The following is a 22,830-nucleotide window of genomic DNA, read 5'->3' on the forward strand; positions in this document are numbered from 1 at the left end:
TTTCTTAGGTGCCGTCCGCGAGGGACATGGACGGCCGGGTGGAGGCCAGCGGAGCCGACGACTCCTCCAGCGGGAGGTCACGGTCGACGACGTCCGCCACCGTGATCCGAGTAGCGAACTCGGGACGAATCGGGAACAGCGTGGAGTCGTGGGCCACCGCGCTGGAGGCCCACAGAACGGCGTTGCGCAGCCGTTCGGCGGGGTCGCCGTCGACGGCGACGAACCCCGAGAGCAAGGCGTCCCCGGCGCCCACGGAGTTGACGAACGGGATGTTCGAACTCGTGGCCACCACGGAGCGTTCGGCGCTGACGTACATCGCGCCGTCGGCACCGAGGCTCGCGAGCACGGCACCGGCCCCGCGGTCGATCGCCGCGTGCGCGCCCTCGATGACGTCACCGAACGTGCGGATGTCACGCTGCACCAGTTCGGCCAATTCGTGGACGTTCGGCTTGATGAGCGCCGGGCGCGCCTGGAGTGCCGTCGCGAGCGCCTCACCGGAGCTGTCGACGATCACGTCCACGTGCTCGCGAAGCCGCTCGACGAGAGCGCGCAGGCGCTCCGGCCCCATCGAGGGCGGCAGGCTTCCGCAGATCAGCACGACCTTCGCGTCGCGTCCGACGTCGAGCACGCGCGCGGCGAACTCTTCGAACTGCTCGTCGTCGAGATCCACCCCGGGCTCGTTGATCTTCGTCGAGTGCCCCGGCGTGATCAGAGTGATGTTCGTGCGGACCTCGCGGCCTGTCTCGACGCGCACGTACGGCAGGCCGGCGGCCTCGAACGCCTCGTCCATGAACCGGCCGGTCTGCCCGCCGCCGGGGAAGACCGTGGTCGTCGGAACTCCCGCACGATGCAGAGCCCAGGACACGTTGACGCCCTTGCCCGATGCCTCACGAGTGGACTTGGTCGCCCGATTGACCGCGTCGAAGTCGAACGAGTCGACCGCGACGGTCCAGTCGATCGCGGGTGAGGGGGTGACGGTGACGATCATGCGAACTCCACTTCCACGTCCAGTTCAGCCAGTTCGGCACGATGCGTGGCGTCGAGTTCCGTTCCGGTGATGATGAGGTCCACGTCGGTGACCTGCGCGTACGTCACCAAGGAGCGCTGGGCGAACTTGGTGTGGTCGGCGAGGAGGACGGTGCGTTCGGCGTGCTCGATGAGCGCGGCTTTCATCGCCGCCTCGTCCTCGTCCGGGGTCGCGAGGCCACGTTCCACCGAGATCGCGTTCGTGCCGACGAAGGCGATGTCGAAGTCCATCCGCTCGATGGCCCGCAGCGCCATGGGGCCGACTTGAGCCGTGGTCACCGGTCGCACTTGGCCGCCGAAGGTCGAGACCTTCACCTGCGAGCGCGAGGCGAGCGTGCTCGCGATCGCCAGCGCGTTCGTGTAGACGCGCAGCGGTCGGTTGGGGAAGCGGTCGACGAAGGCCTGCGTGGTGGAGCCTGCATCGATGACGACCGCGCCGCCGTCGGGGAGGTGCTCGAGGGCGGCGACGGCGATGCGCTCCTTCTCCTCGGCGTTCTCACTGCGGGTGGTGACGTCGGACTCGAAGGTCATCGGCGCGACGTGCAGCGCTCCCCCGTGGACGCGACGAAGAAGTCCACGGTTTTCCAACAGGATGAGGTCCTTGCGGATCGTCTCGGTCGAGGTGCCGAGCATCTCGGCGGCGCCGGCGGCGCTGATCCGACCGAAGGTGCGCAGCTCTTCCAGCAATCGCTGCTGCCGTTCGGCCGCCAGCATCGGCGTGCTCTCCGTGCTCATCCCGCCTCCTCATCTCGTGTGGCTTTGATTGTAGACACGTGGGTTTGCTTGTGCAATGTTGGATTTCCTGCCACGATGGGAGGCATGCTGATGAGCGCCTCAGACCTGTTCGACGAGCTACGCGAGTCCGGCGGTGCCGTCGCCGCGTTCAACGCGATCACGATCGAGCACGCCGAAGCCATCGCCACCGCCGCCGAGCAGGCCGATCAGCCGGTCATCATGCAGCTCTCGCAGAACGCGATCGGCTTCCATGGCCGTCCTGAGGGCATCGCGGCGGCGATGGCCGCCGTCGCGAACTCCTCGACCGCGCGGATCGTGCTGCACCTCGACCACATCACCGACGTCGACCTCGCCCTCCGCACCCGTGAGCTCGGCTTCTCCTCGGTCATGTTCGACGGAGCGACGCAGGAGTACGCCGCCAACGTCGCGGCCACCCGCCGCGTCGCCACGTGGGGCGCCGAGCAGGGTGTGTGGGTCGAGGCCGAGCTCGGCGAGATCGGCGGCAAGGACGGCGCCCACGCCCCCGGCGTCCGCACCGATCCCCAGGAGGCCGCGGAGTTCGTCGCGAGCACCGGAGTCGACTCGCTCGCCGTCGCGGTGGGGTCCTCACACGCGATGACCACCCGGTCGGCCACGCTCGACATCGAGCTCATCCGCGCCATCGCCGAGCGCGTCGACGTTCCGCTCGTGCTGCACGGGTCGTCCGGGGTTCCCGACGACACCCTCGCCGAGGCCGCCCGCGCCGGCATGCGCAAGATCAACATCGGCACTGCACTCAACATCGCCTTCACCGGCGCGGTGCGCAGCTGGCTGGACGAGAACGACGGCGTCGATCCACGGCGCTACCTCGCTCCGGGGCGCGAGGCGATGGCGCAGACGTGCCGTCACTACCTCGAGGTGGTGAGCGGCCGATGAGTCTGCGCGGCGTGATCTTCGATCTCGACGGCACCCTCATCGACTCCGAGCCCCTGTGGGCCAAGGTCGAGACGTCCGTCGCGGCCAGCGGCGGTGTCCCGTGGACCCAGGAGGACGCCTTCTCGTTCTTCGGCCGTCCCCTGCGCGAGACCACGCAAGCGATCGTCGACCGGGGGCTCGACCTCACGGTGGACGAGGCGATCGACCGGATGATCGACGAACTCGCCGCGATCTACCGGCAGTCGGTTCCGTGGATGCCCGGGGCCTACGAACTGCTGCAGTCGCTCGGCAAAGAGGAACTCCCGGCCGCGCTCGGCACCCAGAGCTACGGCCGGCTCGCGCACCTCGTGCGCGACGCCGCTCCCGCCGGAGTCATCAGCGCCGTCGTCAGCGGCGACGAGCTCCGCAAGGGCAAGCCCGATCCGGAGGTCTTCCTCACCGCAGCGGAGCGTCTCGGACTGACCCCGGACGACGTCGTCGTGGTGGAGGACTCGCCCACCGGCGTCGCCGCAGGAGTCGCGGCCGGCGTCCCCGTTCTCGCGGTGCCACCGAACGACGAGATCTACCGGTCCGTCGCCGGTCGGCCCGGGGTGAGCTTCGCGAGGTCTCTCGCCGACGTCACCGTCGGCACGCTCGAGGCACTGCGTGCGGGCGAACACCTCGATCTCTGGCGGTCCTGAGGCACACCGGCGGCAGGCCACAGACGTAGAAGGGGCGGGGACACGATGTGTCCCCGCCCCTTCCTCGTCACTCGATTCACCCGGCGCCGGACAGCTCCGGAAGGAACGTCACGATGCCCGGGACGGCGATGAGGATGGCCACCACCGCGATGTCGGCGAGGATGAACGGGCCGATACCGCGGAACACCTTGCCGAGCCCGGCCTCGGGAACCGCGCCGGAGTAGACGAAGGCGTTCATCCCGACGGGCGGGGTGATGAGGGCCATCTCCGCCACCTTGACGATCACGATGCCGAGCCAGATCCCGTCGAAGCCGTACCCGGTGAGGATCGGGTGCAGCAGCGGAGCGGCGATGAGGATCATCGAGATGCCGTCGAGGAACATGCCGAGCGGCAACAGCAGCAGCAGGCACAGCACGAGCACGACGTACGGCTGCAGCTCCGCACCGACGACCGCGTCGACGAGCGCCGCACTCGCTCCCGACAGCGCCAGGAAGTACGTGAACACGCCGGCGCCGACCATGAGCAGGAAGGTCATCGCGGTCAGGCCCACGGCCTCGGTGATCGAGTCCTTCAGCTGGGCCGCCCACTGCGGCGGGCGGACCCGCAGCAGCATGATGATCAGCGCGGCCATCGCGCCGAACGAGGCGGCCTCGGTCGGGGTCGCCACGCCGAGATAGATGGTGCCGATCGACACCCCGAAGATCACGGCGAGGAACAGCACTCCGCTGATGTCCAGCTTCGTGGCCTCCTCCGTGCGGACCGCGGTGGCCGTGCCGCCGCTGCCTGCTTCGACTCCGGCCGCGTCCGCGGCCGCCTCACGGCGCGCGATCCGGCGTCGGCGCACCGAGACGATGATCATCGCCGTCGCCGCGTAGGCGAGGATCGTCAGCAGGCCCGGCCCGATACCGCCGAGGAGGAGCTGTCCGATGCTCTCCTCGGCCACCACGCCGTAGAGCACGAGCACGATCGACGGCGGGATCAGCACGCCGAGCGTGCCGCCCGCGCACACCACGCCGGCGGCGAGGCGCAGGCCGAGACCGGCCTTGACGATGGCGTCGGTCGACACCCGCGCCATCGTCGCCACGGTCGCGACGCTCGACCCGGTGACCGCCGCGAACAGACCCGACCCGGCGAGCGAGGCCAGCGCGCTGCCTCCGGGCAGCTTGCGGAAGACCCGCGAGGCGAAGTCGAAGCCCGCCTGAGCGAGGCCGGCGTTGACCGCCAAGACGCCCATCACGATGAACAGCGGGATGATCGTGAGCGAGTAGTCGGCCGCCGACGAGTACGGCTGGTTGGCGGCGGTCCCCATGGCAGCCCCGGTCCCTCGCATGAGGACGACGCCGATGAATCCGGCGAGCATGAGGGACAGACCCACGTGCAGACGGATCGCCAGCAGCCCCAGGAACAGGGCCAGGACCAGCGTGAGGATCAGAACGGATTCAGCGGTCACGGGAACCTCCGGAAGCAGCAGGCTCGGCCTGGTCGACGAGTACCGCGACGTCGTTCGCGGGGACGTCCTCACCGGCACGCAGCGCGAGGAACGTCAGGATCTGCTTCCACACCGCGAGGATGAAGAACAGACCGAAGGACAGCAGGACGGACAGCTTCGCCGGCCACGTGGGCAGGCGGAGGATGTCGTTGGTCGTCTCGCCCCGCTCGAACGCGCTGTCGAAGACGCCGATCATGCCGATCACCAGCAGCACGCCGAGCACCGCCAGCAGCACCGTGCGGACGAGGCTCAGCGTCATCCGGGCGCGGCGGCCCAGACGTTCCTCGACGAGGCTGACCGACACGTGACGGCCGTCGATCTCCGCCGCGGCGAGCCCGAAGAACGCCACGGCGACCAGCAGCAGGGCCGAGATCTCGACCGCACCCAGGATCGACTGATCGCGCAGGTTACGGCTCACCACGTCGGCGACAGTCAAGGCGCAGAGCCCGAACAGCACCAGGCCGGCGATGATGCTCAGCGCGGAGGACAGCGCCCTGATCGGACGCGGGAATGGCACCTGACTCATCACTGGCCCTCCTGCATGCAGCGCGGCAGCGCGTCGACGTAGTCGGACGCCTCGTGCTCCTCGGCGAGGATCGCGCGGTAATCGTCGAGGACGGATTGCGCATCGTAATCGCGCTCCTCGTACCGCTTCACCCACTCCTCGGCGATCCCGGCCTTGTCGCGCAGCTCCTCGACCTCGTCCTCGGGGAGTGCCGAGAACTCGGTCCCGGACTCGCGCAGCTGCTCGCACGCGAGCATGCCGAGCTCGTCGAGCTCTTCCAGGCCGTAGTCGATGGCGTTCACCGACGCCTCGGTCAGGGCGTCCTGGTACTCCTCCGGCATCTCCTGGAACAGCTCCTCGTTGATGACCACGATCGACGAGGCGTAGGCGCCCACGCCGGGATCGACGGCGTACGGCGTGGAGTGGGACAGACCGAACGTCGGCAGGTTCGACATGCCGAGCGACGTGTAGCCGTCGACGATGCCGCGTTCCATGGACTCGTAGACGTCCGTCGCGGTCATCGCGACCGGGTTCACGCTGGCCGCGACCATGACCTGCGAGAGCAGTCCACCGGCGCGGACGCTGGTGCCCTTGAGGTCGTCGACGCTGTGCACGGGCTTGGTCGAGCCGAGCACCGCGTTCCCGATCGGCAGGGGGAACAGCAGCCGGACGCCCTGTCGGTCGAAGTCCTCGCGGTAGGTCTCGTTCTCCTCGTACAACCGGCTGAGGGTGCGCAGGTGCGCCTCGGGGTTGGTGGACTCGAACGGCAACTCCGACGCCGTGTACATCGACAGGTCGGAGGCCGCGTAGAGCGAGCCGACCTGGGCGAGATCGACGCGGCCGTCGAGCGTCGCGGACACCGACTCGTCGGCGCTGACCAGGCTCTCGGAGTAGTGGAACCGCACGGTCACCTCGCCGTCGGTGAGACGTTCCACGTCCTCGGCCCAGCGCTGGACCGTCTTGGACTGGTCGGACGTGGCGTTGGAGTAGGTCGAGTAGTGCAGGACGTACTCGCCCTCACCGCTCCCACCGCCGCAGGCGGCGAGGGACGCGGCCATGACGGCAACGACGCCGAACGCCGTGCCGGCGCGCTTGAGCTGCATCGTCACTCCTCTCGGGGCGTCACGCGATAGCGACGCAGGGTGAGTGCGGGGTTGATGGTCCGGACCTTGGCGAGACGCTCGGGGTCCAGCGCCGCGACGGCGATGCCCTCAGCCTCGCCCACCCCGGCGAGCGTGTTGCCCATGGGGTCGAGCACGACGCTGTTACCGGCACCGGTCGGCGCGCACTGGTCGGCCGCGACGACATACACCGTGTTCTCGATCGCGCGAGCACGCAGCAACGTCGTCCAGTGGAACTCCTTGAGCGGCCCGGGCACCCACTCGGCCGGAAGCGCGATGACATCGGCACCGGCATCGACCAGCGTGCGGGACGTCTCGGGGAAGCGCAGGTCGTAGCAGGTCTGCATGCCGACGGTGAAGCCGTCGACCTCGAGCAGCTGCGGTGCCACGGGGTCGCTCGCGATGACGCGGTCGGATTCGCGGTAGCCGAACGCGTCGTACAGGTGCACCTTGCGGTAGACCGCGCGGACCTCGCCGGCCTGGATGCCGACGAGGGTGTTGTGGATGCGACCGTCCTCGGCCGCCTCGTTGATGCCCGCGACGATCGTGATGTCGAGTTCCACCGAGAGCGCGGCGAGTCGACGCACGGAGGGACCGTCGAGGGGCTCGGCCGCCTCGACGAACCGGTCGTCCATCGCGTCGACGGTGAAGATCGCGTACTCGGGCAGTACCACGAGGCGCGCGCCCTGCTCACGGGCCGCGCGCACGAGACGCTCGATCTCGGCGAGGTTCGCCTCCTTGTCCGCCGTCGGGGCGAACTGGGCGGCAGCGACGTTGACGCTCATCAGGCCTTCCCTTCCTCGTTCTCGATGGCGCGCATGGTCTCGAGCGCCGCGGTGAAGCCGTTCAGCATCGCGCCGTACTGCATGACGCCGATGATCGTGTCCGCCCCTTCCTGGACCGCGAGCCGCTTCTCGGCGTCGCTCCACGCCGGCAGGATCCACGGCTTGCCCGCCGCACGAGCGGCGCGGGCGATCGTCCGCAAGTCGTCGAGGTCGGCGTCGGAGATGCTGTAGGCGCCGCGCCCCCGCAGCAGCGACAGGTCCGAAGGGCCGATGAACACGCCGTCGACCGTGGGCAGTGCGACGATCTCCTCGATCTCGTCGAACGCGGAGGCGTCCTCGATCATGGGGAAGCAGCGCGTCGTGCTGTCCTGCTCGGTGACCCAGGCGTCGGTGAAGCCGCGGTAGTGCGAGGTCCGGCCGCCGGCGAAGGACCGCAGACCGAGCGGCGGGAACTTCGCGAAGGCGGTGACCTCGGCGGCGTGCGCGGCGGACTCCACGTGCGGGATCGCGACGGCGCTGGCGCCGAGGTCGAGAGCCTGCTGGATCGGGCCGCGCTCGGGGCCGAGGACCTTGACGATGGCGTCCATCTTGCGGGCGCGGATCAGCGGCAGCACCCAGTCGAGGGCACCGAGGTCGAAGGTGCCGTGCTCGACGTCGAGGACGACGGTGTCGTAACCGGCGAGGCTGGCCATCTCGATGGCCGCGCTGGACGGCTCGGACAGCCACACGGCATGGCGGGGGGCGTTGGACACGCGGATCATGCTCCTGTTTCTCGTTCGTAACGCAGCAGAAATACTTGTGGTGTGCACGTTGTATACACACTGCACACGCAGTGCACCGTGACCTAGGACACGGGTTGGGGCGACTCTAGGGGTACGGTGGGGCCATGTCAATGCCCGCCGACGAGCCTGCCGGGGATGCTCAGGACTCCCCGTCGGCCAGCACGATCGCCTACCGCACGATCAGCGAGGCGATCCTCGTCGGCACGTACGCCGAGGGGCAGTTCCTCGACGAGTCGGGCCTGGCACGCAGCGTGGGCACCTCCCGCACGCCCGTGCGTGAAGCCCTCCGCCGCCTGCACGCCGAGCGATACGTCGATCTCGTGCCTCGCCGCGGAGCCCAGGTCAGGGTCATCACCGCCACCGAGATGCAGGAGATCTACGAGACGCGTCTGGTCATCGAGTCGGCCGCGTTGACCAAGATCTGCCGCCAGCGGCGCGGCGCGCCCGCCGGGGTGGAGCAGACGCTCGCAGACATGGAAGAAGCCGGCGCCGCCCAGGACTGGTTCACGTTCGCCCGCCTCGATCAGCGGTTTCACCAGTCGCTCGTCGAGCACGGCGCCAACCGCGTCCTGGCGGACCTGTATCAAGCGTTGCGGCCGCGCCACATCCGGCTTGCGGTCCGCACGATCACCGAGGGACCCCACCGCCGCGAGACGATCGAGCGCGAGCACCGCGAGATCGTCGCAGCGCTGGAAGCGCACGACGCGGCAACGGCCGTGCAGGTGCTCAACCAGCACCTCACGGCCGTCCCCGAACTGATGCGCGCCTTCTCGCACTGAGCGCGCGCGGTCGATCACGCCACGTCGACGTTGAGGGTGACCTCGATGTTGCCGCGAGTCGCGTCGGAGTAGGGGCACACCTCGTGCGCCGCCTTGACGGCGCGCTGGGCGTCCTCCTCGGAGATGCCGCCGCCGAGCTCCACGTTCAGTGTGACCGCGAGCTCGAAGCCGCCGCCCTCCTTGGGGCCGATGCCGACATCGGCGGTCACTGCCGAGTCCACGATCTCCACGCCGTGCTGCTTGCTGGTCGCCTTGAGCGCCGAGTGGAAGCAGGCCGCGTAGCCGGCGGCGAACAGCTGCTCGGGGTTGGTGGCGCCGCCCTCGCCGCCCATCTCCTGCGGCGTGCGGACGTCGGTGTCGATCAGGCCGTCGGTGCTGCGAACGTGGCCGTTGCGGCCGTCGCCGGTGGACGTGACGGATGCGGTGTAGACGATCTTCTCGGGCACGGGAAACCTCTCGTCGATGGACTGTCCCTCCGATCGAAGCACGCGGACGCGCCCTCGGCACGCGCAGATCCGCTCACGGCGGGTCGGATTGTCAACGTGCCGTGAGACACTCGCACTCGATGACCACCGCCATCTTCGGTCGTGACGACTGGATCGCACGCCTGCGCGACGATGTGTCGCGCACGGTCGCCAGCCACGGCGGCCTGGTGATGGTCAGCGGTGAGGCCGGAATCGGGAAGACGACTCTCATCGGCGCGTCCATCGAACATGCTCGTTCGCTCGGAGCGCTGGCCGCAGTCGGCACCTGCAGCAGTTCCCAGGGCACGCCCATGCTGTGGCCCTGGATCCAGGCCTTCCGCGCGTTGCAGCGCGCACTCGGCCCCACCGAGTTCGACGCCCTCTCCGCGGAGGTCGGTCTCGATCCCACCGAACTGGCCGCTTTCGACGACCGCGGCGGCGTCGAGTTCACGTTCTTCGACGCCGTAGCCACCTTGCTCGCCACCATCTCCCATCGCCATCCACTCGTCGTCGTCATCGAGGATCTGCACTGGGCCGACGTCACCTCGGTCCAGCTCCTCGAGTTCCTGTCCCGCCACACGTGGTTCGAGCGCATCCTCGTCATCGGCACCTACCGCGACACCGAGATCGATCCGGGTCGCGAGGCGCACCGCGCACTGTCAGCTCTCATGCCCCAAGCCGGCAGCATCCAGCTCGCCGGGCTCGAGCTGGAGGCCGTCGGCGCGCTCGTGCAGCGCGTTACCGGGCAACGGCCACCCGCCTCGTTCGTCCAGCGTCTGCATCACCGGTCCGGCGGCAACCCCTTCTTCGTCGAGCAGACGGCGCGGCTGTGGGCGAGCGGCCACGGCGAGCAGGCGCTCACACCGGGAGTGACCGACGCCGTGCGCAGCCGGCTGCGTCCGCTACCGCCCCAGGCGCTGGCGGTGCTGCAGACTGCGGCGGTCGTCGAGAACCCCACGACGCTCCGCGTCCTCGCTGCCGTCGCCGGTCTTTCCGTCGACGACTGCTCGAGCGCGCTCGCGGCAGCGCTCGCCGCACGACTCCTGCGGACCACGAACGAGAGCACCTACGAGTTCGTGCACGACCTCGTCCGCGAGACCGTGCTGACCGATCTCGACTCAGCCACCGAAGCTCGGCTGCATGCAGCCGTCGTCAACGCGCTCGACGACCATCCGCAGGCGGTGCTTCCGGGGCAGGCGGCCGACCATGCCCTGCGCGCGGGCGACCTGATCGACTCCGAGCGCACCGTCGACCTGCTCATCGCCGCGGGACGCGACGCCAACTCCCATCTGGATCTGCGCGCGTCCATCGACTTCTACCGGCGAGCGGCCGCGTTGACCTCCGATCCGGAGCGACGCACCCTCATCCGGCTCGACCTCGCCGGCGAGATGCACTTCGCCGCGACCCTCAACCGGTCGCCCCGCGCCGACGCGCTCGCGCTCATGACCGAGGTGCTCGACGAGGCGACACGTCATTCCACGGTCACTGCAGCGCGGGTCGCCCTCGGACTCCACTCGTACTCCGAGGTCGATCGCGACCGCGTCCGAGCTCTCCTTCGGTCGAGTGCCGCGTCATTGCTGCCGTCACCCCTGCCCGATGCGGACGACGAGTTGTACCGGGCGGTCGTCGAGCACCTGGCTGAGATCGCTCGTGCCGACGCGGACTACGAGTCGCTCAGCACGATGCTGTCGGTGCACCACGCGGTGCTGTGGCGCGCCGGCAAGGCAGCCGAACGCCAACGCGTCGTCGCGGAACTGCAGACGGTCGCGCGACGCCACGGCGACCGCACCACGGAGCAGTTCGCTGCCTCGCTCCTCTGGGTCACGATGCTGGAACAGAACGACCCCGGCTACCTCGAGCAGTACCGCGCCTTCGCCGCGCTGGCAGCTCGGTATCAGACACCGATCTTCGCGGCGAGCGAGCACATCGACGGTGCGCTCATCGCCGGGTTCCGCGGCCGGTTCGACGAGGCCTGGGAACGGTCCGCGCGGGCCGAGGAGGTGCTTCCGCAGGAGCACGCCTTCGGTTGGGCACTCCGCTATCTGCACTGGGTGCTGCACCTTCGACGCGGGGACTTCGACCAAGCCCGCCACGCGCTCAGCCTGCTCGCCGACAGCGCCTTCGACTACGACGTCCTGAGCGCGGCCCAAGCGGCCGAGGAAGGGCGTCACCGCGACGCCGCCGTGCTGCTCGAGCGGGTGGACGAGAACGACGAAGGGGTCCCGCGGATTCTCTACGATCGCGTGCTGGCGCTCGTTGCGGCGGGAACCGGCCACGGTGAACTCCTCGCGCGGGCACGAGAGCGGATGGCGCAGTGGAGCGGCACGTGGTCGGTGGACCTGTACGGCATGGACCTGGGTGGCCCGATCGACCTCTACCTCGGTCTGCTCGACGCCGCCGCAGGCGAGCAGGATCGAGCCGTCGGGTTCCTCGAGCGGGCGACCCGCCAGGCGGAGCATCTGTCGTCGCCGTACTGGGCGGCGACGGCGCAGCTCGCGCTCATCGAGGCGCTGCCGGCGGACGATCCTCGACGGGCGACCGTTCGCGAGACGCTCATGCCCCTTCTCGCCGAGCTCGACGTCCCCGGCCTCGAACGACGGACCAAGGCGCTCGTCGAGGGCTCGTCCTCCGCTGCTCCAGCGAGCCGGCTCGACGGCAACGCGTTCTGCCGCCAGGGTGCGACGTGGCAGCTCACCTGGGACGGGCACTCGGTGACGTTGCCGCACGCCAAGGGACTGGGCGACCTGCACACGCTGATCGCGGCGCCCGGGTCGGAGATCGCGAGCACCACCTTGCTCAACCCCCACCGCGATCCGCAGGCCGACGCCGCGATGCGCTTCGGTGGGGACGCCGTGCTCGACGACACGGCCCGACAGCAGTACCGCGCCCGGCTGACGCAGCTGGATGAGTTGCTCGATGCAGCCGGACTCGCTGGTGACGTGGAGCGGCGCGACGCGCTCCTGGCGGAACGGGAGGCGCTCATCGACGAGCTCCGCGCGGCCACGCGTCTCGGCGGCCGATCGCGGCGTCTCGGTGACGAGACCGAGCGGGCCCGCAAGACGGTCACCGCCCGCATCCGGGACGCGCTGCGCAAGATCGAGGGGGTCCATCCCGCCCTCGGCGAGCACCTCCGTGCCTCTGTCAACACGGGCACGTTCTGCTCCTACCGCCCCTCCGACCCCGTCACCTGGCGCCTCCACTGACCCGAGTTGGACCACCGGCATAGGTGGTCGAGTAGGAGGTCGCTCAGCGACCGACGTATCGAGTCCCTCGGAGCTACTCGACCGCCTACAGCCGGGCATAGGTGGTCGAGTAGGAGGTCGCTCAGCGACCGACGCATCGAGACCACGTCGCCTCGACTGGTCTCGATGCGGCCCTCGTTCCTCGGGCCTACTCGACCACCTACAACCTGGGTTACTTGCGGTTGTAGAGGCGCATAGTGGCGGTGCCGAAGATCGCGACGAGCGCGACGCTGAGGATCGACAGCCACAGCAGGTCGGTACCCGGCCACTCCCCAGACATCAGTCCTCGCACGCTGTCGACGGCGAAGGTGATCGGGTTGACCGCGACGAGCGCCTCGAGCCAGTTCGGCATGGTCGCGGGATCGACGTAAGCGCTGGACAGGAACGACAGCGGCATCACGACCATCATGCTGACGCCCATGACCGACTTGTCCGAGCGCAGCAGCAGCCCGAACATCGTCCAGACCCACGACAACGCGAAGCAGAACGCCAGCAGCACGGCGACACCGGCGAGCACGCCCGTGACACCTCCCGCGGGACGGAACCCGAGGATGAGCCCCATGACGATGATGACCGTGGACGCGATCGCGTACCGGAATCCGTCGCCGAGCAGATAGCCGACCATGGGCGCAGGCCGCCAGATCGGCAGCGTCCTGAACCGGTCGAAGACGCCCTTCTCGATGTCGGTGTTGACCGACAAGCCGGTGTACATCGTGATCATCACGATGCTCACGACCAGAATCCCCGGCAGGAAGAACTGGAGGTAATCAGTCGGCGAACCGGCCAGCGCACCGCCGAAGAGGTACGTGAACATCAGGGTCATCATGATCGGGAAGAGCGTCACGTCGAACAACTGCTCCGGGACGTGCTTGATCTTCAGCAGCGCGCGCCAGCCGAACGTCGCCGAGGCGGACCACGCCGACGGGCGCGGCGGTCGCTCGGTGATGAAGACCTTCGCGAGCTCGTCCGTGCGCGGGGCGCTGAGCTCAGGACTGGTGGTGGACTGCGTGGTCATGCGACCTCCTCGGAAACGGCAGGACGGTTGGTGAGGGCGAGGAACACCTCGTCGAGACTGGGCTGTCCCATCGAGAAGGAGTCCACGATGATGCCGGCCCGTGCGAGTTCGCCGAGGGCGACGCCGGTCTGATGCGCGGCGAGTTCGGTCACTGCGTCGTCGCCGGCGGTCCGCGTCTCCCGGAGGCGAGCGGTGAGGGCGACCGGGTCGGCGTCGCGCTGCACGTCGGCGCCGAGTGTCTCGGCCAGCAGCGTTGCCGCTTCCTCGCGACGGCTCGAGTCGCGGAGCCGCACGTGCACGCTGCCGCCGCCGATCGAGGCCTTCAGTTCGCCCTTGGTCCCCTCGGCGATCACGCGCCCCTCGTCGATCACGGCGATGCGCGATGCCAGCTGGTCGGCCTCGTCAAGGTACTGCGTCGTGAGCAGGACCGTGGTGCCCTGGTCGACGATCGCCCGGACGATCTCCCACACCTGATTGCGGCTGCGGGGATCGAGACCCGTGGTGGGCTCGTCGAGGAACAGCAGCTTCGGCACCGACAGCAGGCTTGCCGCGATGTCGAGCCGACGTCGCATGCCGCCGGAGTAGTTCTTCACCTGGCGATCCGCCGCGGCGGTCAGTCCCAGCGTCTCCAGGAAGAGCTCGGACCGTGCCGCGGCAGCCTTCTTGGAGTAGCCGAGCAGGCGCGCCAGCAGCACGAGGTTCTCCGTGCCGGTGAGGTCCTCGTCGACGGACGCGTACTGGCCGGTCATGCTCACGAGGCCGCGCACGTCGTCGGCCTCACGCACGACATCGCGGCCGAAGACGCGCGCCTCTCCCCCGTCGGGTTTCAAGAGCGTCGCCAGCATCTTGACCGTCGTCGTCTTGCCCGCGCCGTTCGGTCCCAGCACGCCGTAGACCGTTCCTGCCGGCACCGTCAGGTCGATCCCGTCGACCGCCACGTTCTCGCCGAACCTCTTGACGAGTCCGCGGACTTCGATGGCCGCTTCGGTCACCGTTCTCTCCTCTCGTTCACACTGTCACCTGTGAGGCGCTAGAAGAGTGCGAGTTCCGCTAGATCGCGGCCCGCGAGACCGCGAGACCGCGACACGGCCCGGCCGCCGAGGCGACCGGGCCGTGATGAGCGCGGGAGGGTCAGCGCGTTCCGACCACGACCTCGGCCCCGGCGTCCGCGATCGTGTCCGCCAGTTCCCCGGGCGGCTGTTGATCGGTGACCACTCCGGCGAGGTCGTCGAAACCGGTGACACGGAAGGGCGCCACGGTCCCGAACTTCGAGGAGTCCGCGAGCACCCAGGCGCGGGCCGTGACGTCGATGATGACGCGACGCAACTGCACCTCGTCGTAGTCGAAGTCGGTCAATCCTGCGCTCGTGGAGATGCCCCCGGAACCGAGAAACGCGAGGTCGGGGCGGAAGTCCCGAAGGAACTCGTGCGATCGCATTCCCGCGACGGCCAGGTCACCCCGGCGCACGCGGCCTCCGAGCACCACGACCCCGCACGAGAGCCGCTCGCTGGCGAGGGTGGCGGCGGGCAGCGAGTTGGTCACGAGGAGACCTTGGAAACTCGGGCTCATCGAACGGACGACGTGCAGGGCGGTCGTCCCGACGTCGATGACGATGGTCGAGTCGTCGGGGACCAGCGCAGCCGCGGCCCGACCGATGGCCGCCTTCTCCTGCTGACTCGACTCGGAGCGCTCCGAGTACGAGCTCTCCACGCGGGTCTTGTGCCCCGCGGCCACCGCGCCGCCGCGGACCCTGACCAGCGCGCCGCGGGACTCCATCACGGCAAGGTCGCGGCGCACCGTCTCCACCGAGACGTCGAGACGTTCGACCAGGTCGATCGTGCGCACGTATTCGTGCGCCGCCAGCTCCTGTTCGATCACGCTCCACCGCTCGGCCGGAATCGCCGAATGCGCCACGCCCACCTCCCAGACTCGCCGCTCTCACCCTCAGCGGCTCGATCGTATCGTCCGTTTCCCGGCACCCGTCGCGACGACGAGAGCCGGCTGGCCCGGCGACCGGTGCGATCGCCGGGCCAGCCGAGGACGACGCGTCAGCGACTGTGGCGCGCGTGCTCGCCCGTCTCGGGTTCGGCGTCGAGCGTGGCGTCGATCGACTCCATGTCGGGCATCGTCAGACCGCTGACGCCCTTGCGGGCGAGCAGGTAGACGAAGTACACCGCGCCGATCGCCACCATGACGGCGACGTAGTTCCACGACGCCCGGAAGGACGCATCGCGGAAGATCAGCAACTCCCACACCAGCCACACGACGGCGACGACGAGCACCGGGATCTCCCAACGCCCGAGGGTGAACCCGCGCGTGGGCGGCAGGTTGCGGCGCTTGACGATGTAGAGCGCGACCGTGGCGGCGTAGATGATCGCCGGCAGGAGCGTCGCCGCCGAGAACAGCGCGAACAGGGCGTCGGTGGAGAAGGCGAAGACGCCGAGAACGGCCTGGCTGACGACGAACATCATGAACGTGGCATTCATCGGAGTGCCGCGCGCCGGCGAGATCTTGTGGAACGCCTGCCAGCCCGGGAACCGCTCGTCGCGCGACATGGCCCAGATGAGCCGCGAACCGCTGAGCGTGATGACCAATCCGCACGAGAAGATCGAGATCACCACGAGCACGAGCATCGCCTTGCCCAGGAACGAGCCGAGAACGTTCGTGATGACGTCGGCGATCGGCGTCGCCGAGCCGGCCAGGGCCGCCGGGTCACCGCTCAGTCCGGTGACCGCGATGAGGAAGAGCATGCCGAGGATGCCGAGCGTGATCACCGCACGGTACATCGCGCGGGGCACGACGTAGGCGGGGTTCTTCGTCTCCTCGGCGAGGTTGGCCGCCGACTCGAAACCGACGATGGTGAAGGCACCGAGCAGGAAGCCCATCGCCCACGGGCTGGCCTCGCTGGCGCCACCGAACGCGAAGTACCCCTCCGCGGGCACGTCGCCACGGCTGAAGAGGTTCGAGGCGTCGAAGTCGCCGGTCGCGAACCCGACACCGAACAGCAGGACGACCAGACCGATCATGCCGACGAGCTGGATCGTGACCGCGCCGTTGTTCACCCGCTGCGTGGCGCGCGTCGACGTGGCGACGAGCAGCGCCTGCAGGAGCATCACGACCGCCGTGATGACCCAGGCGTTCGCGGCGGTTCCTTCGTAGCCCAGCAGCACCGGCAGGATGGTCGAGGCGATCGTGTAGTCGACGGCGACGACCACCACCGCGAGGAAGGTGAAGGAGATCCACCCCAGAATCCAGCCGAGCACCGGGTTCGCGAGACGCGAGACCCACTGGTAGGCGTACCCCGTGATGGGCACCCGCGCGGCGAGAGCGCCGAAGACGAGCGCGACCGCGAGCTGTCCGATCACGACGATCGGCCAGGTCCAGATGCCGAGCGGGCCCGAGGAGTTGAGCACCGACCCGTAGGCGGTGAAGATGCCGGTCGCGATCGACACGAAGCCGAAGGCCACCGCGAACAGCGTGAAGGGACTCAGGTCCTTCGCCAGCGACTGCTGGTAATGGGCGGTCGACCCGCCGCCGGCGTCACGCCGGCTGTCGTGCTGGTTCATCAGATCCTCTTTCAGAAGGGTGGGGAGGGAGGCCGGACGCTCAGGGACCGGTCACAAGCTGAGGTGGATCGGGCCGCCGTTCGGATCGGCACCGTCGAGGACGTTCCACGGGACGCGGAACACCCGCCCGGGTGAGGCGGGCCATGGAAGGGCGCGGCGCGTGAGAACACGACCGTCCTGGCGGACCGTCACCCGCGGGACGCGGACGAACTCGGTGACCCAGGTCTCGAGTCGGCTGCGCGCGGGAGCGGGCAGCCGCGGGTGGAACAGGCCAGGGGTGACCCAGGCGAACGGCGCGTCGCCGACGACGCGAAGGGGCGCGACGTGCGGCATCGGCTCCCCGTCGAGGAAGCGTGCGACCGAACGGGCGACGTGCTGCCCTCCGAGGGCCGCGACGTCGGCGGTGTCGACCGGGTGCACGAGATTGCCCGCCGCGAACACCCCTTCGCGGCCAGTCCGGCCGAGCGGGTCGACGAGCGGTCCGCGCGTTCCCCGATCCAGTGCGATCCCAGCAGAGCGGGCAAGCTCGTGATCGGGAATCCAGTCGCCGGTGAACACGACGGTGTCGCAAGGGAGCACCTCGCGGCGCCCGGTCGCGATGTCCTCCACCTCGACGCCTTCCACACGCCGTCGGCCGAGAACCTGGACCACGCGGTGGCCGGTGACGAGTCGCGGCCGGAACATCACCCGGCCGCCGAGGTTGAACACCGCGTACGACTCGGGGGCGGCATGACTGGTGACCAGCGCCTCCGTCCGGCAGCCCGCCTCCTTGAGAGTCATCACCGCCGACCACGACACGAGCTCGCCGCCGACCACGACGGCCCGGCTCCCGACGGTGCGGTGATGCAGGTGGACCGTGTTCTGCAGCTCCCCCGTCGTCAGAACGCCGGCCGGCCGCGATCCCGGGATCATCCGCGCCGGACGAGGACGCTCACGCGCCCCTGTCGCGAGGACGATCGCCGTGGCCTCGACGCGGGCCCGACCTTCGGGGCTCGTCACGAGCATGTCCGTCCCGTCCCAGGAGGTCACCATGGTCTCGGTGCGGAGGTCGGCGCCCGCCGCCAGCGCTTCATCGACGAGTCGGCGCGCATAGCGCGGGCCGGTGGTGAACCGGCGCTTGTCGCGGATCCCGTAGCCCAGGTGGTCGGAGTGCCGAGGGATGCCGCCGGCCTCCTGCTCGCGCTCGAGCACGACGACGCGGGCGCGGGTTCGCGACGCGAGGTCGGCGGCCGCCGTGAGTCCGGCCGGTCCCCCGCCGATGATGGCGACGTCCGCGGAGATCGTGGTGGTCATCGGGACTCCTCTCGTGCCGCAGCGATGCAGCTGTCGACCGCGGCGCCGCAGTAGAAGGCCTGGCACCGGCCGTTGGTGGCGCGGGTACGGCGGCTCACGCCGCCGCGGTCCACGGCCGGGACCGTCGACGTCAGGGCGTCGCGGATCTCGCCGGCCGTGACGCGCTCGCAGAAACACACGATGCGGCCGTACTCGGGGTCGGCGGCGATGAGATCCTCGCGCTGATAAGGCCGGGTGAAACGCTCGCCGATCATCGGCATCCGCGGCGGCTCGGCCACCTGCGCGCGCGGCTCGAGGGCGACACCGGCGTCGCGCAGCAGGTCCTCGACATGTTCCGCGATCGCCATGGACGAGGTGAGGCCCGTGGAGCGGATACCTCCGACGAGCACGTACCGCTGGGCCGCATCGGCATCGATGAGGTAGTCGCCGTGGTCGACCGCCGCTCGGAGCCCTGCGTACGCCGTCGTGACCTCTTCGTCGAAGAGCTGCGGCATCAGCCGTTCGCCCTTGCTGAGCAGGAACTCGAAACCGCTCTCCGAGGTCTGGGTCGCGGTCTTGTCGTCGAGGTCCTGGGCCGTGGGACCGAGCATGATGTTGCCGTACACGGTGGGGCTCACCAGGACGCCCTTGCCGAGCTTCGACGGCACGGGCAGCACGATCTTGTCGAGCATGCTGCTGGCCAGCTTGTCGAAGACGAGCAGCTCGCCCCGGCGTGGCGTCACCGTGAAACGGTCGTAGCCCAGCTCTCGATCGAGGACGTCGGCACCGAGGCCGGCCGCGTTGATCAGCCAGCGGGTGTGCACGTCACCCGCGGTCGTACGCACGACCGTCTCCTCGGGCCCGACCTCGATGCCGCAGACTTCCCGGCCGAGCAGCAACGCGGCCCCGTTCTCGACCGCTTCCGTCGCGTAGGCGATGGAGGGTGTCCAGGGGCAGATGATCGACTCGTCGGGGACGGCGAGACCACCCAGGGCACCCGGGCCGAGGGACGGAACTGCCGTGTACACCTCCTCGGCGGTCAACAGCTCGCACCTGTCGTAACCGTTCTCGATCGCCCTATCGCGAAGACCCGGCAGGTTGCCCAGTTCCTCCTCGGTCCAGGCCACGAGGACCGCTCCGGTGCGCTCGAGCGGGATGCCGGTCTGCGCCGCGTAGTCGCTGAGCAGGGCGTAACCGCGGCTGACCAGACGCGACTCGAGCGTGCCGGGCTTGGCGTCGAATCCGGTGTGCAGGATCGCCGTGTTGGCCTTGCTCGTGCCCTCGCCGACGTCGTCGGCACTGTCGACGAGCGCGACCGAGAGGTCGCGGCGGCTGAGCGCGCGGGCGATCGCCGTGCCGACGACTCCCGCACCGATGATCGTGATGTCGTAGGTCGTCATGCGTGGTCCCCTCGGGTCAGGTCGGCGTCGACGGCGGCGCGCCATCGACGGCGGAATCGGGCGCTCTCGGTCTCCGACCACGTCGGCGTGAAGGTGTGAGCGGGCGTCCACGGCAGCGGCGCGTCGGCCACGTCGAGGGCGGGGTCGAGAGCGAGCCGGGCCGCGGCCGCCGCACCCAGCGCGGTTGCATGCTCGGAGCCGTAGATGTCGATCGGGGTCTGCAGCAGGTCGGCCTGGCTCTGCATGAGCACGCGGCTGCGCGTCAGCCCGCCGTCCACCCGGAGGCGGACGAGGGGGGCACCCAGTTCCTCGTCGGTCAGGGCCGCGAGCTCGGCGACTTGCGCGCTGATTCCCTCGAGGACGGCCCGCACGATCTGCGGACGTCCGGTCGACAGGCTCATGCCGCTGAGGAACGCTCGTGCATCCGGGCGCCACCACGGCGCGGCGAGCCCGGCGAACGAGGGAGCGCACACGACACCGTCGGAGGAATCCGCCGCGACGGAGTCGAGTTCTGCAGCCGATTCGATCAACCCGAGGTCGCACAGCCAGCGCACTGCGGAGGCGGCGGTGTACACCTGACCGTCCGCGCAGTAGCTGGTGCGCCCACGCAAGGTCCAGGCGATGGAGGTGGTGAGGCCGTTGTCGAACCGTGGCGCGTGATCGCCCAGGTTGACGAGCAGGAACGCGCCCGTGCCGTAGGTGCACTTGGCGGTCCCCCGGTCGAGGCATCCCTCGGCGAGCAACGCAGCCTGCTGGTCGACGATGAGCCCGGCCACCGGCACCTCGTCGCCGAAGGCCGTCGTGGTGCCCACGACCTCGTCGCTGGTGACGAGCCGCGGCAACCGTTCACCGGGCAGCCCGAACAGCTCGAGCAGCCGCTCGTCCCACGCGACCTCGTCGATGTCGAGCAGCAGCGACCGGCTCGCCGTCGACGTGTCGGTCACGAACTCGCCGGTGAGCTGGTGCACGAGCCAGGTGTCCGTCGTGGTGACGACGCCGTCTCGGGTCAGGTTCCGTCGCAGCCACGCCATCTTCGGCGCGGAGAAGTAGGGGTCGAGCTGCAAAGCGGTGCGGGAGCGGATCTCCTCGGCGTGACCGGCGAGCTCCGCACAGATGCTCTCGGCGCGGCGGTCCTGCCACGACAGTGCGGTGGTCAACGGCTCCCCGGTAGCGGGGTCCCACGCGAGCACCGTCTCACCCTGGTTCGCCAGGGCGACCGCGGTCAGCCGGCGGCCCGCGCTCGTGGCGGCCTCGCGACCGCTGTCGAGGACCGACTGCAGCAGCTCCTGCGGGTCCTGCTCCACACCACCGCCGGACAGATACCGCGGTCGCAGCTCGCGTTCGGCCACCGCGACGATGCCGTCATCGTCGACGACGACGGCCTTGGTGCCCGACGTTCCCTGGTCGATGGCGAGGATGGCCACCTGCGCTCCTTTTCGTGCACGGCCGCGGCGCCCTGAACCGACATTGACCGGTTCTGCCTGAACTTAGCCGTTGATGCCCGAAATTGTGGAATGTGGTGACCGTTACTGTCAAGCCCTCGCGCGCACACCCCAGGTCACGGAGCGGACGGACGCGCTGACCGCCTGCGCTTCTCGCAGGGTGTGAGCGGACGGGTTCACCAGCACCGTCTCCGCCGCGAGGGCGATGAGCGGAACGTCGTGAGCGGAGTCGGTGTAGACGCGGTCCCAGCGTGACCACCCGAGTTCGGCAAGCCGTTCGACCTTCCGCTGCGCGAAGCAATGGTCGGCGAGGATCAGCGACCGACCCTTGACACGCAACGCCGAGGAGCAGACGGTCACCTCCAGGCCGAGCGCCTCACACCAGCCGGCGAGCAGAGGTTCGAGCCCCGCCGAGACGATGGCGACCTCGTCCCCGTCGCGAAGGTGAGCACGGACGCGATCCACCGCGTCGGGAACCGTGAACGCCTCGTCGAGCGCCACGACCGACCCGAACCGACGCAGTTCGGCGACCAGCCGTTCCGGCCGCTCCCCCGCGAAGACACCGTCCATGAGCCGGCGAGTGAACCACGTCCGCACGCGCGGATGCCTCCCGGAAACCGCGAAACCGACGAGCCACGGGGCGCAGCGCAGCAGGCGGAGCGGGCGAGCGCGCAACCGCGGCGTCAGCCAGGCGGCCGTGGAATCCACCGCGGTGAAGACTCCGTCGAAGTCGAAGACCACTCGCCGTGAGGACGAACCGTCGAGCTGAGCTGCGTCGTTCACGTGGCCGGCCTCCATCTCAGTCATGGACCCTCGGTGAGCCCGAGGTTGAGAGTACGGAGAGCGCCTCAGCGTTCGTCCCAGGCATCAAGGACGGTATGCGCATGTGCGTACAGCAACTGGTGCGGGGCGTCAGCGATCACGGTCAGGCGGCCCCCCACCACGTCGACGATACGTTGCATGACGTCAGGCGGCGTCGAGACGTCGAGCGCGCCGGCGAAGCACCGGACCGGCAGCCCCTCCGGTCGGACCCAACCCCCGAATCGGCTGAAATCACGCCAGGTGGCGTCCCAGCGAAGAGGGTGCATCGCTCGCACGGTCGCTTCCGCCTCGATGACGTACGACGGGCGTTCCGCAACCTCGGACGCGGTGAACCACCGCTCGATCGTGTCCCGTGCCAGCATTGCCATGCCCTCACTGCCTGCCACCGCCCGCTGCTCGAAGACCGGATAGCCCCGGTCGGGTGAGCACACGACGGCAAGGTCGCGCCACCGCGACGGCGCAACTGCCGCGGCGAGGCCGGCGACCACTCCTCCCATCGAGATTCCCAGGAGACGGGGGCGGTCGAGCCCGAAGAACTCGACCGCCTCGACAAGGTCATCGGCCATCCCGCGCAGGGTGACTTGCGCCGGCCTGGCCCCAGAACGCCCATGGCCGCGCAGGTCGATTCCGTATGCCCGATAACCTCGCGCCGCCGCCGCGACCGCGAAGGTCGACATGGATCGGGCGTCGAGTCCGGCCGAATGCGCGAGAATCACCGGCACGCCGTTCTCCGGCCCCCAGACGAGCGCGTCGGTCTCGATACCCCCGAGCCGAATTCGTTTGGCCATCG

The 22,830-nt window shown here is 69.4% G+C and carries 21 protein-coding genes; 4 read left to right on the forward strand and 17 right to left on the reverse strand.

The genetic code is table 11. The annotated features are described in order from the left end of the window. Nucleotides 1-4: 4 nt before the first annotated feature. Together EHW97_RS03360 and EHW97_RS03365 are read right to left on the reverse strand one after the other, a co-directional pair. Complete coding sequence (locus EHW97_RS03360) at nucleotides 5-988, reverse strand: 1-phosphofructokinase family hexose kinase (RefSeq protein WP_124235752.1); 984 nt, start codon at nucleotides 986-988, stop codon at nucleotides 5-7. Next, nucleotides 985-1,761: a DeoR/GlpR family DNA-binding transcription regulator gene (locus EHW97_RS03365; RefSeq protein ID WP_208001851.1), complete on the reverse strand. Its 777-nt coding sequence runs from the start codon at nucleotides 1,759-1,761 to the stop codon at nucleotides 985-987. The genes EHW97_RS03360 and EHW97_RS03365 overlap by 4 nt, the downstream gene beginning before the upstream one ends. A gap of 75 nt (nucleotides 1,762-1,836) precedes the next feature. On the opposite strand from EHW97_RS03365, the gene EHW97_RS03370 reads away from it, so the two are divergent. Both EHW97_RS03370 and EHW97_RS03375 read left to right on the forward strand, forming a co-directional pair. Further along, nucleotides 1,837-2,676, forward strand: a complete 840-nt coding sequence (locus tag EHW97_RS03370; protein ID WP_243696287.1) for a class II fructose-bisphosphate aldolase — start codon at nucleotides 1,837-1,839, stop codon at nucleotides 2,674-2,676. Beyond that, nucleotides 2,673-3,356, forward strand: coding sequence for an HAD family hydrolase (locus EHW97_RS03375; RefSeq protein WP_124235753.1), 684 nt, complete (start codon nucleotides 2,673-2,675; stop codon nucleotides 3,354-3,356). Before EHW97_RS03370 ends, EHW97_RS03375 begins: the two co-directional genes overlap by 4 nt. A gap of 76 nt (nucleotides 3,357-3,432) precedes the next feature. On the opposite strand, the gene EHW97_RS03380 is transcribed toward EHW97_RS03375, so the two are convergent. Genes EHW97_RS03380 through EHW97_RS03400 form a run of 5 tightly spaced genes read right to left on the reverse strand, consistent with a single transcriptional unit; the run spans nucleotide 3,433 to nucleotide 8,008 of the window. Beyond that, nucleotides 3,433-4,806 carry a TRAP transporter large permease gene (locus tag EHW97_RS03380; protein ID WP_124235754.1) on the reverse strand — a complete coding sequence of 458 codons (1,374 nt, stop codon included), beginning with the start codon at nucleotides 4,804-4,806 and terminating at the stop codon, nucleotides 3,433-3,435. Next, nucleotides 4,796-5,371, reverse strand: a complete 576-nt coding sequence (locus tag EHW97_RS03385; RefSeq protein WP_124235755.1) for a TRAP transporter small permease subunit — start codon at nucleotides 5,369-5,371, stop codon at nucleotides 4,796-4,798. The genes EHW97_RS03380 and EHW97_RS03385 overlap by 11 nt, the downstream gene beginning before the upstream one ends. Continuing rightward, on the reverse strand, nucleotides 5,371-6,453 hold the full coding sequence (locus tag EHW97_RS03390) for a C4-dicarboxylate TRAP transporter substrate-binding protein (RefSeq protein WP_124235756.1): 1,083 nt from the start codon (nucleotides 6,451-6,453) through the stop codon (nucleotides 5,371-5,373). The genes EHW97_RS03385 and EHW97_RS03390 overlap by 1 nt, the downstream gene beginning before the upstream one ends. Before the next feature lie 2 nt (nucleotides 6,454-6,455). Then, nucleotides 6,456-7,256, reverse strand: a complete 801-nt coding sequence (locus EHW97_RS03395; RefSeq protein WP_124235757.1) for a carbon-nitrogen hydrolase family protein — start codon at nucleotides 7,254-7,256, stop codon at nucleotides 6,456-6,458. Further along, the gene (locus EHW97_RS03400; RefSeq protein ID WP_208001852.1) at nucleotides 7,256-8,008 is read right to left on the reverse strand and encodes an HpcH/HpaI aldolase family protein; all 753 of its coding nucleotides are present in this window, start codon (nucleotides 8,006-8,008) and stop codon (nucleotides 7,256-7,258) included. The genes EHW97_RS03395 and EHW97_RS03400 overlap by 1 nt, the downstream gene beginning before the upstream one ends. A gap of 134 nt (nucleotides 8,009-8,142) precedes the next feature. Between EHW97_RS03400 and EHW97_RS03405 the strand changes: the two genes are divergently transcribed. After that, nucleotides 8,143-8,817 (forward strand): GntR family transcriptional regulator, encoded by a 675-nt coding sequence (locus EHW97_RS03405; RefSeq protein WP_208001853.1) that lies wholly within the window; start codon nucleotides 8,143-8,145, stop codon nucleotides 8,815-8,817. A gap of 14 nt (nucleotides 8,818-8,831) precedes the next feature. Here the strand turns inward: EHW97_RS03405 and EHW97_RS03410 are convergent, their stop codons facing one another. Next, complete coding sequence (locus EHW97_RS03410; protein WP_124235759.1) at nucleotides 8,832-9,263, reverse strand: organic hydroperoxide resistance protein; 432 nt, start codon at nucleotides 9,261-9,263, stop codon at nucleotides 8,832-8,834. Between the two features lie 119 nt (nucleotides 9,264-9,382). On the opposite strand from EHW97_RS03410, the gene EHW97_RS03415 reads away from it, so the two are divergent. Continuing rightward, complete coding sequence (locus EHW97_RS03415; RefSeq protein WP_166367371.1) at nucleotides 9,383-12,484, forward strand: ATP-binding protein; 3,102 nt, start codon at nucleotides 9,383-9,385, stop codon at nucleotides 12,482-12,484. Nucleotides 12,485-12,695: 211 nt separating this feature from the next. Here the strand turns inward: EHW97_RS03415 and EHW97_RS03420 are convergent, their stop codons facing one another. The 9 genes from EHW97_RS03420 to EHW97_RS03460 form a co-directional block, all read right to left on the reverse strand. Continuing rightward, entirely contained in the window at nucleotides 12,696-13,538 is an 843-nt protein-coding gene (locus EHW97_RS03420; protein WP_124235761.1) for an ABC transporter permease, read from the reverse strand. After that, a complete protein-coding gene (locus EHW97_RS03425; protein ID WP_124235762.1) occupies nucleotides 13,535-14,530 on the reverse strand; it encodes an ATP-binding cassette domain-containing protein in 996 nt (331 codons plus the stop codon). The genes EHW97_RS03420 and EHW97_RS03425 overlap by 4 nt, the downstream gene beginning before the upstream one ends. Before the next feature lie 139 nt (nucleotides 14,531-14,669). Continuing rightward, nucleotides 14,670-15,416 carry a DeoR/GlpR family DNA-binding transcription regulator gene (locus EHW97_RS03430; RefSeq protein ID WP_166367372.1) on the reverse strand — a complete coding sequence of 249 codons (747 nt, stop codon included), beginning with the start codon at nucleotides 15,414-15,416 and terminating at the stop codon, nucleotides 14,670-14,672. Between the two features lie 170 nt (nucleotides 15,417-15,586). Further along, entirely contained in the window at nucleotides 15,587-17,104 is a 1,518-nt protein-coding gene (locus EHW97_RS03435) for an amino acid permease (RefSeq protein ID WP_124235764.1), read from the reverse strand. Nucleotides 17,105-17,155: 51 nt separating this feature from the next. Beyond that, entirely contained in the window at nucleotides 17,156-18,397 is a 1,242-nt protein-coding gene (locus EHW97_RS03440) for an NAD(P)/FAD-dependent oxidoreductase (protein ID WP_124235765.1), read from the reverse strand. Then, complete coding sequence (locus EHW97_RS03445) at nucleotides 18,394-19,776, reverse strand: NAD(P)/FAD-dependent oxidoreductase (protein ID WP_124235766.1); 1,383 nt, start codon at nucleotides 19,774-19,776, stop codon at nucleotides 18,394-18,396. Before EHW97_RS03445 ends, EHW97_RS03440 begins: the two co-directional genes overlap by 4 nt. Next, nucleotides 19,773-21,200, reverse strand: coding sequence for an FGGY family carbohydrate kinase (locus tag EHW97_RS03450; RefSeq protein ID WP_124235767.1), 1,428 nt, complete (start codon nucleotides 21,198-21,200; stop codon nucleotides 19,773-19,775). Before EHW97_RS03450 ends, EHW97_RS03445 begins: the two co-directional genes overlap by 4 nt. A gap of 108 nt (nucleotides 21,201-21,308) precedes the next feature. Continuing rightward, nucleotides 21,309-22,025 (reverse strand): haloacid dehalogenase-like hydrolase, encoded by a 717-nt coding sequence (locus EHW97_RS03455; protein WP_124235768.1) that lies wholly within the window; start codon nucleotides 22,023-22,025, stop codon nucleotides 21,309-21,311. Nucleotides 22,026-22,066: 41 nt separating this feature from the next. Beyond that, entirely contained in the window at nucleotides 22,067-22,828 is a 762-nt protein-coding gene (locus EHW97_RS03460; RefSeq protein WP_124235769.1) for an alpha/beta fold hydrolase, read from the reverse strand. Nucleotides 22,829-22,830 lie beyond the last annotated feature (2 nt).

Source organism: Aeromicrobium camelliae (genome assembly GCF_003850045.1).
GTDB lineage: Bacteria > Actinomycetota > Actinomycetes > Propionibacteriales > Nocardioidaceae > Aeromicrobium > Aeromicrobium camelliae.

What these genes read in the sequence shown, in the direction of transcription:
- EHW97_RS03360 (WP_124235752.1), bottom strand. Translation starts at nt 988, where the DNA reads ATGATCGTCACCGTCACCCCCTCACCCGCGATCGACTGGACCGTCGCG.
- EHW97_RS03365 (WP_208001851.1), bottom strand. Translation starts at nt 1,761, where the DNA reads ATGAGCACGGAGAGCACGCCGATGCTGGCGGCCGAACGGCAGCAGCGA.
- EHW97_RS03370 (WP_243696287.1), top strand. Translation starts at nt 1,837, where the DNA reads ATGGGAGGCATGCTGATGAGCGCCTCAGACCTGTTCGACGAGCTACGC.
- EHW97_RS03375 (WP_124235753.1), top strand. Translation starts at nt 2,673, where the DNA reads ATGAGTCTGCGCGGCGTGATCTTCGATCTCGACGGCACCCTCATCGAC.
- EHW97_RS03385 (WP_124235755.1), bottom strand. Translation starts at nt 5,371, where the DNA reads ATGAGTCAGGTGCCATTCCCGCGTCCGATCAGGGCGCTGTCCTCCGCG.
- EHW97_RS03390 (WP_124235756.1), bottom strand. Translation starts at nt 6,453, where the DNA reads ATGCAGCTCAAGCGCGCCGGCACGGCGTTCGGCGTCGTTGCCGTCATG.
- EHW97_RS03395 (WP_124235757.1), bottom strand. Translation starts at nt 7,256, where the DNA reads ATGAGCGTCAACGTCGCTGCCGCCCAGTTCGCCCCGACGGCGGACAAG.
- EHW97_RS03405 (WP_208001853.1), top strand. Translation starts at nt 8,143, where the DNA reads ATGTCAATGCCCGCCGACGAGCCTGCCGGGGATGCTCAGGACTCCCCG.
- EHW97_RS03415 (WP_166367371.1), top strand. Translation starts at nt 9,383, where the DNA reads ATGACCACCGCCATCTTCGGTCGTGACGACTGGATCGCACGCCTGCGC.
- EHW97_RS03420 (WP_124235761.1), bottom strand. Translation starts at nt 13,538, where the DNA reads ATGACCACGCAGTCCACCACCAGTCCTGAGCTCAGCGCCCCGCGCACG.
- EHW97_RS03435 (WP_124235764.1), bottom strand. Translation starts at nt 17,104, where the DNA reads ATGAACCAGCACGACAGCCGGCGTGACGCCGGCGGCGGGTCGACCGCC.
- EHW97_RS03440 (WP_124235765.1), bottom strand. Translation starts at nt 18,397, where the DNA reads ATGACCACCACGATCTCCGCGGACGTCGCCATCATCGGCGGGGGACCG.
- EHW97_RS03445 (WP_124235766.1), bottom strand. Translation starts at nt 19,776, where the DNA reads ATGACGACCTACGACATCACGATCATCGGTGCGGGAGTCGTCGGCACG.
- EHW97_RS03455 (WP_124235768.1), bottom strand. Translation starts at nt 22,025, where the DNA reads ATGACTGAGATGGAGGCCGGCCACGTGAACGACGCAGCTCAGCTCGAC.
- EHW97_RS03460 (WP_124235769.1), bottom strand. Translation starts at nt 22,828, where the DNA reads ATGGCCAAACGAATTCGGCTCGGGGGTATCGAGACCGACGCGCTCGTC.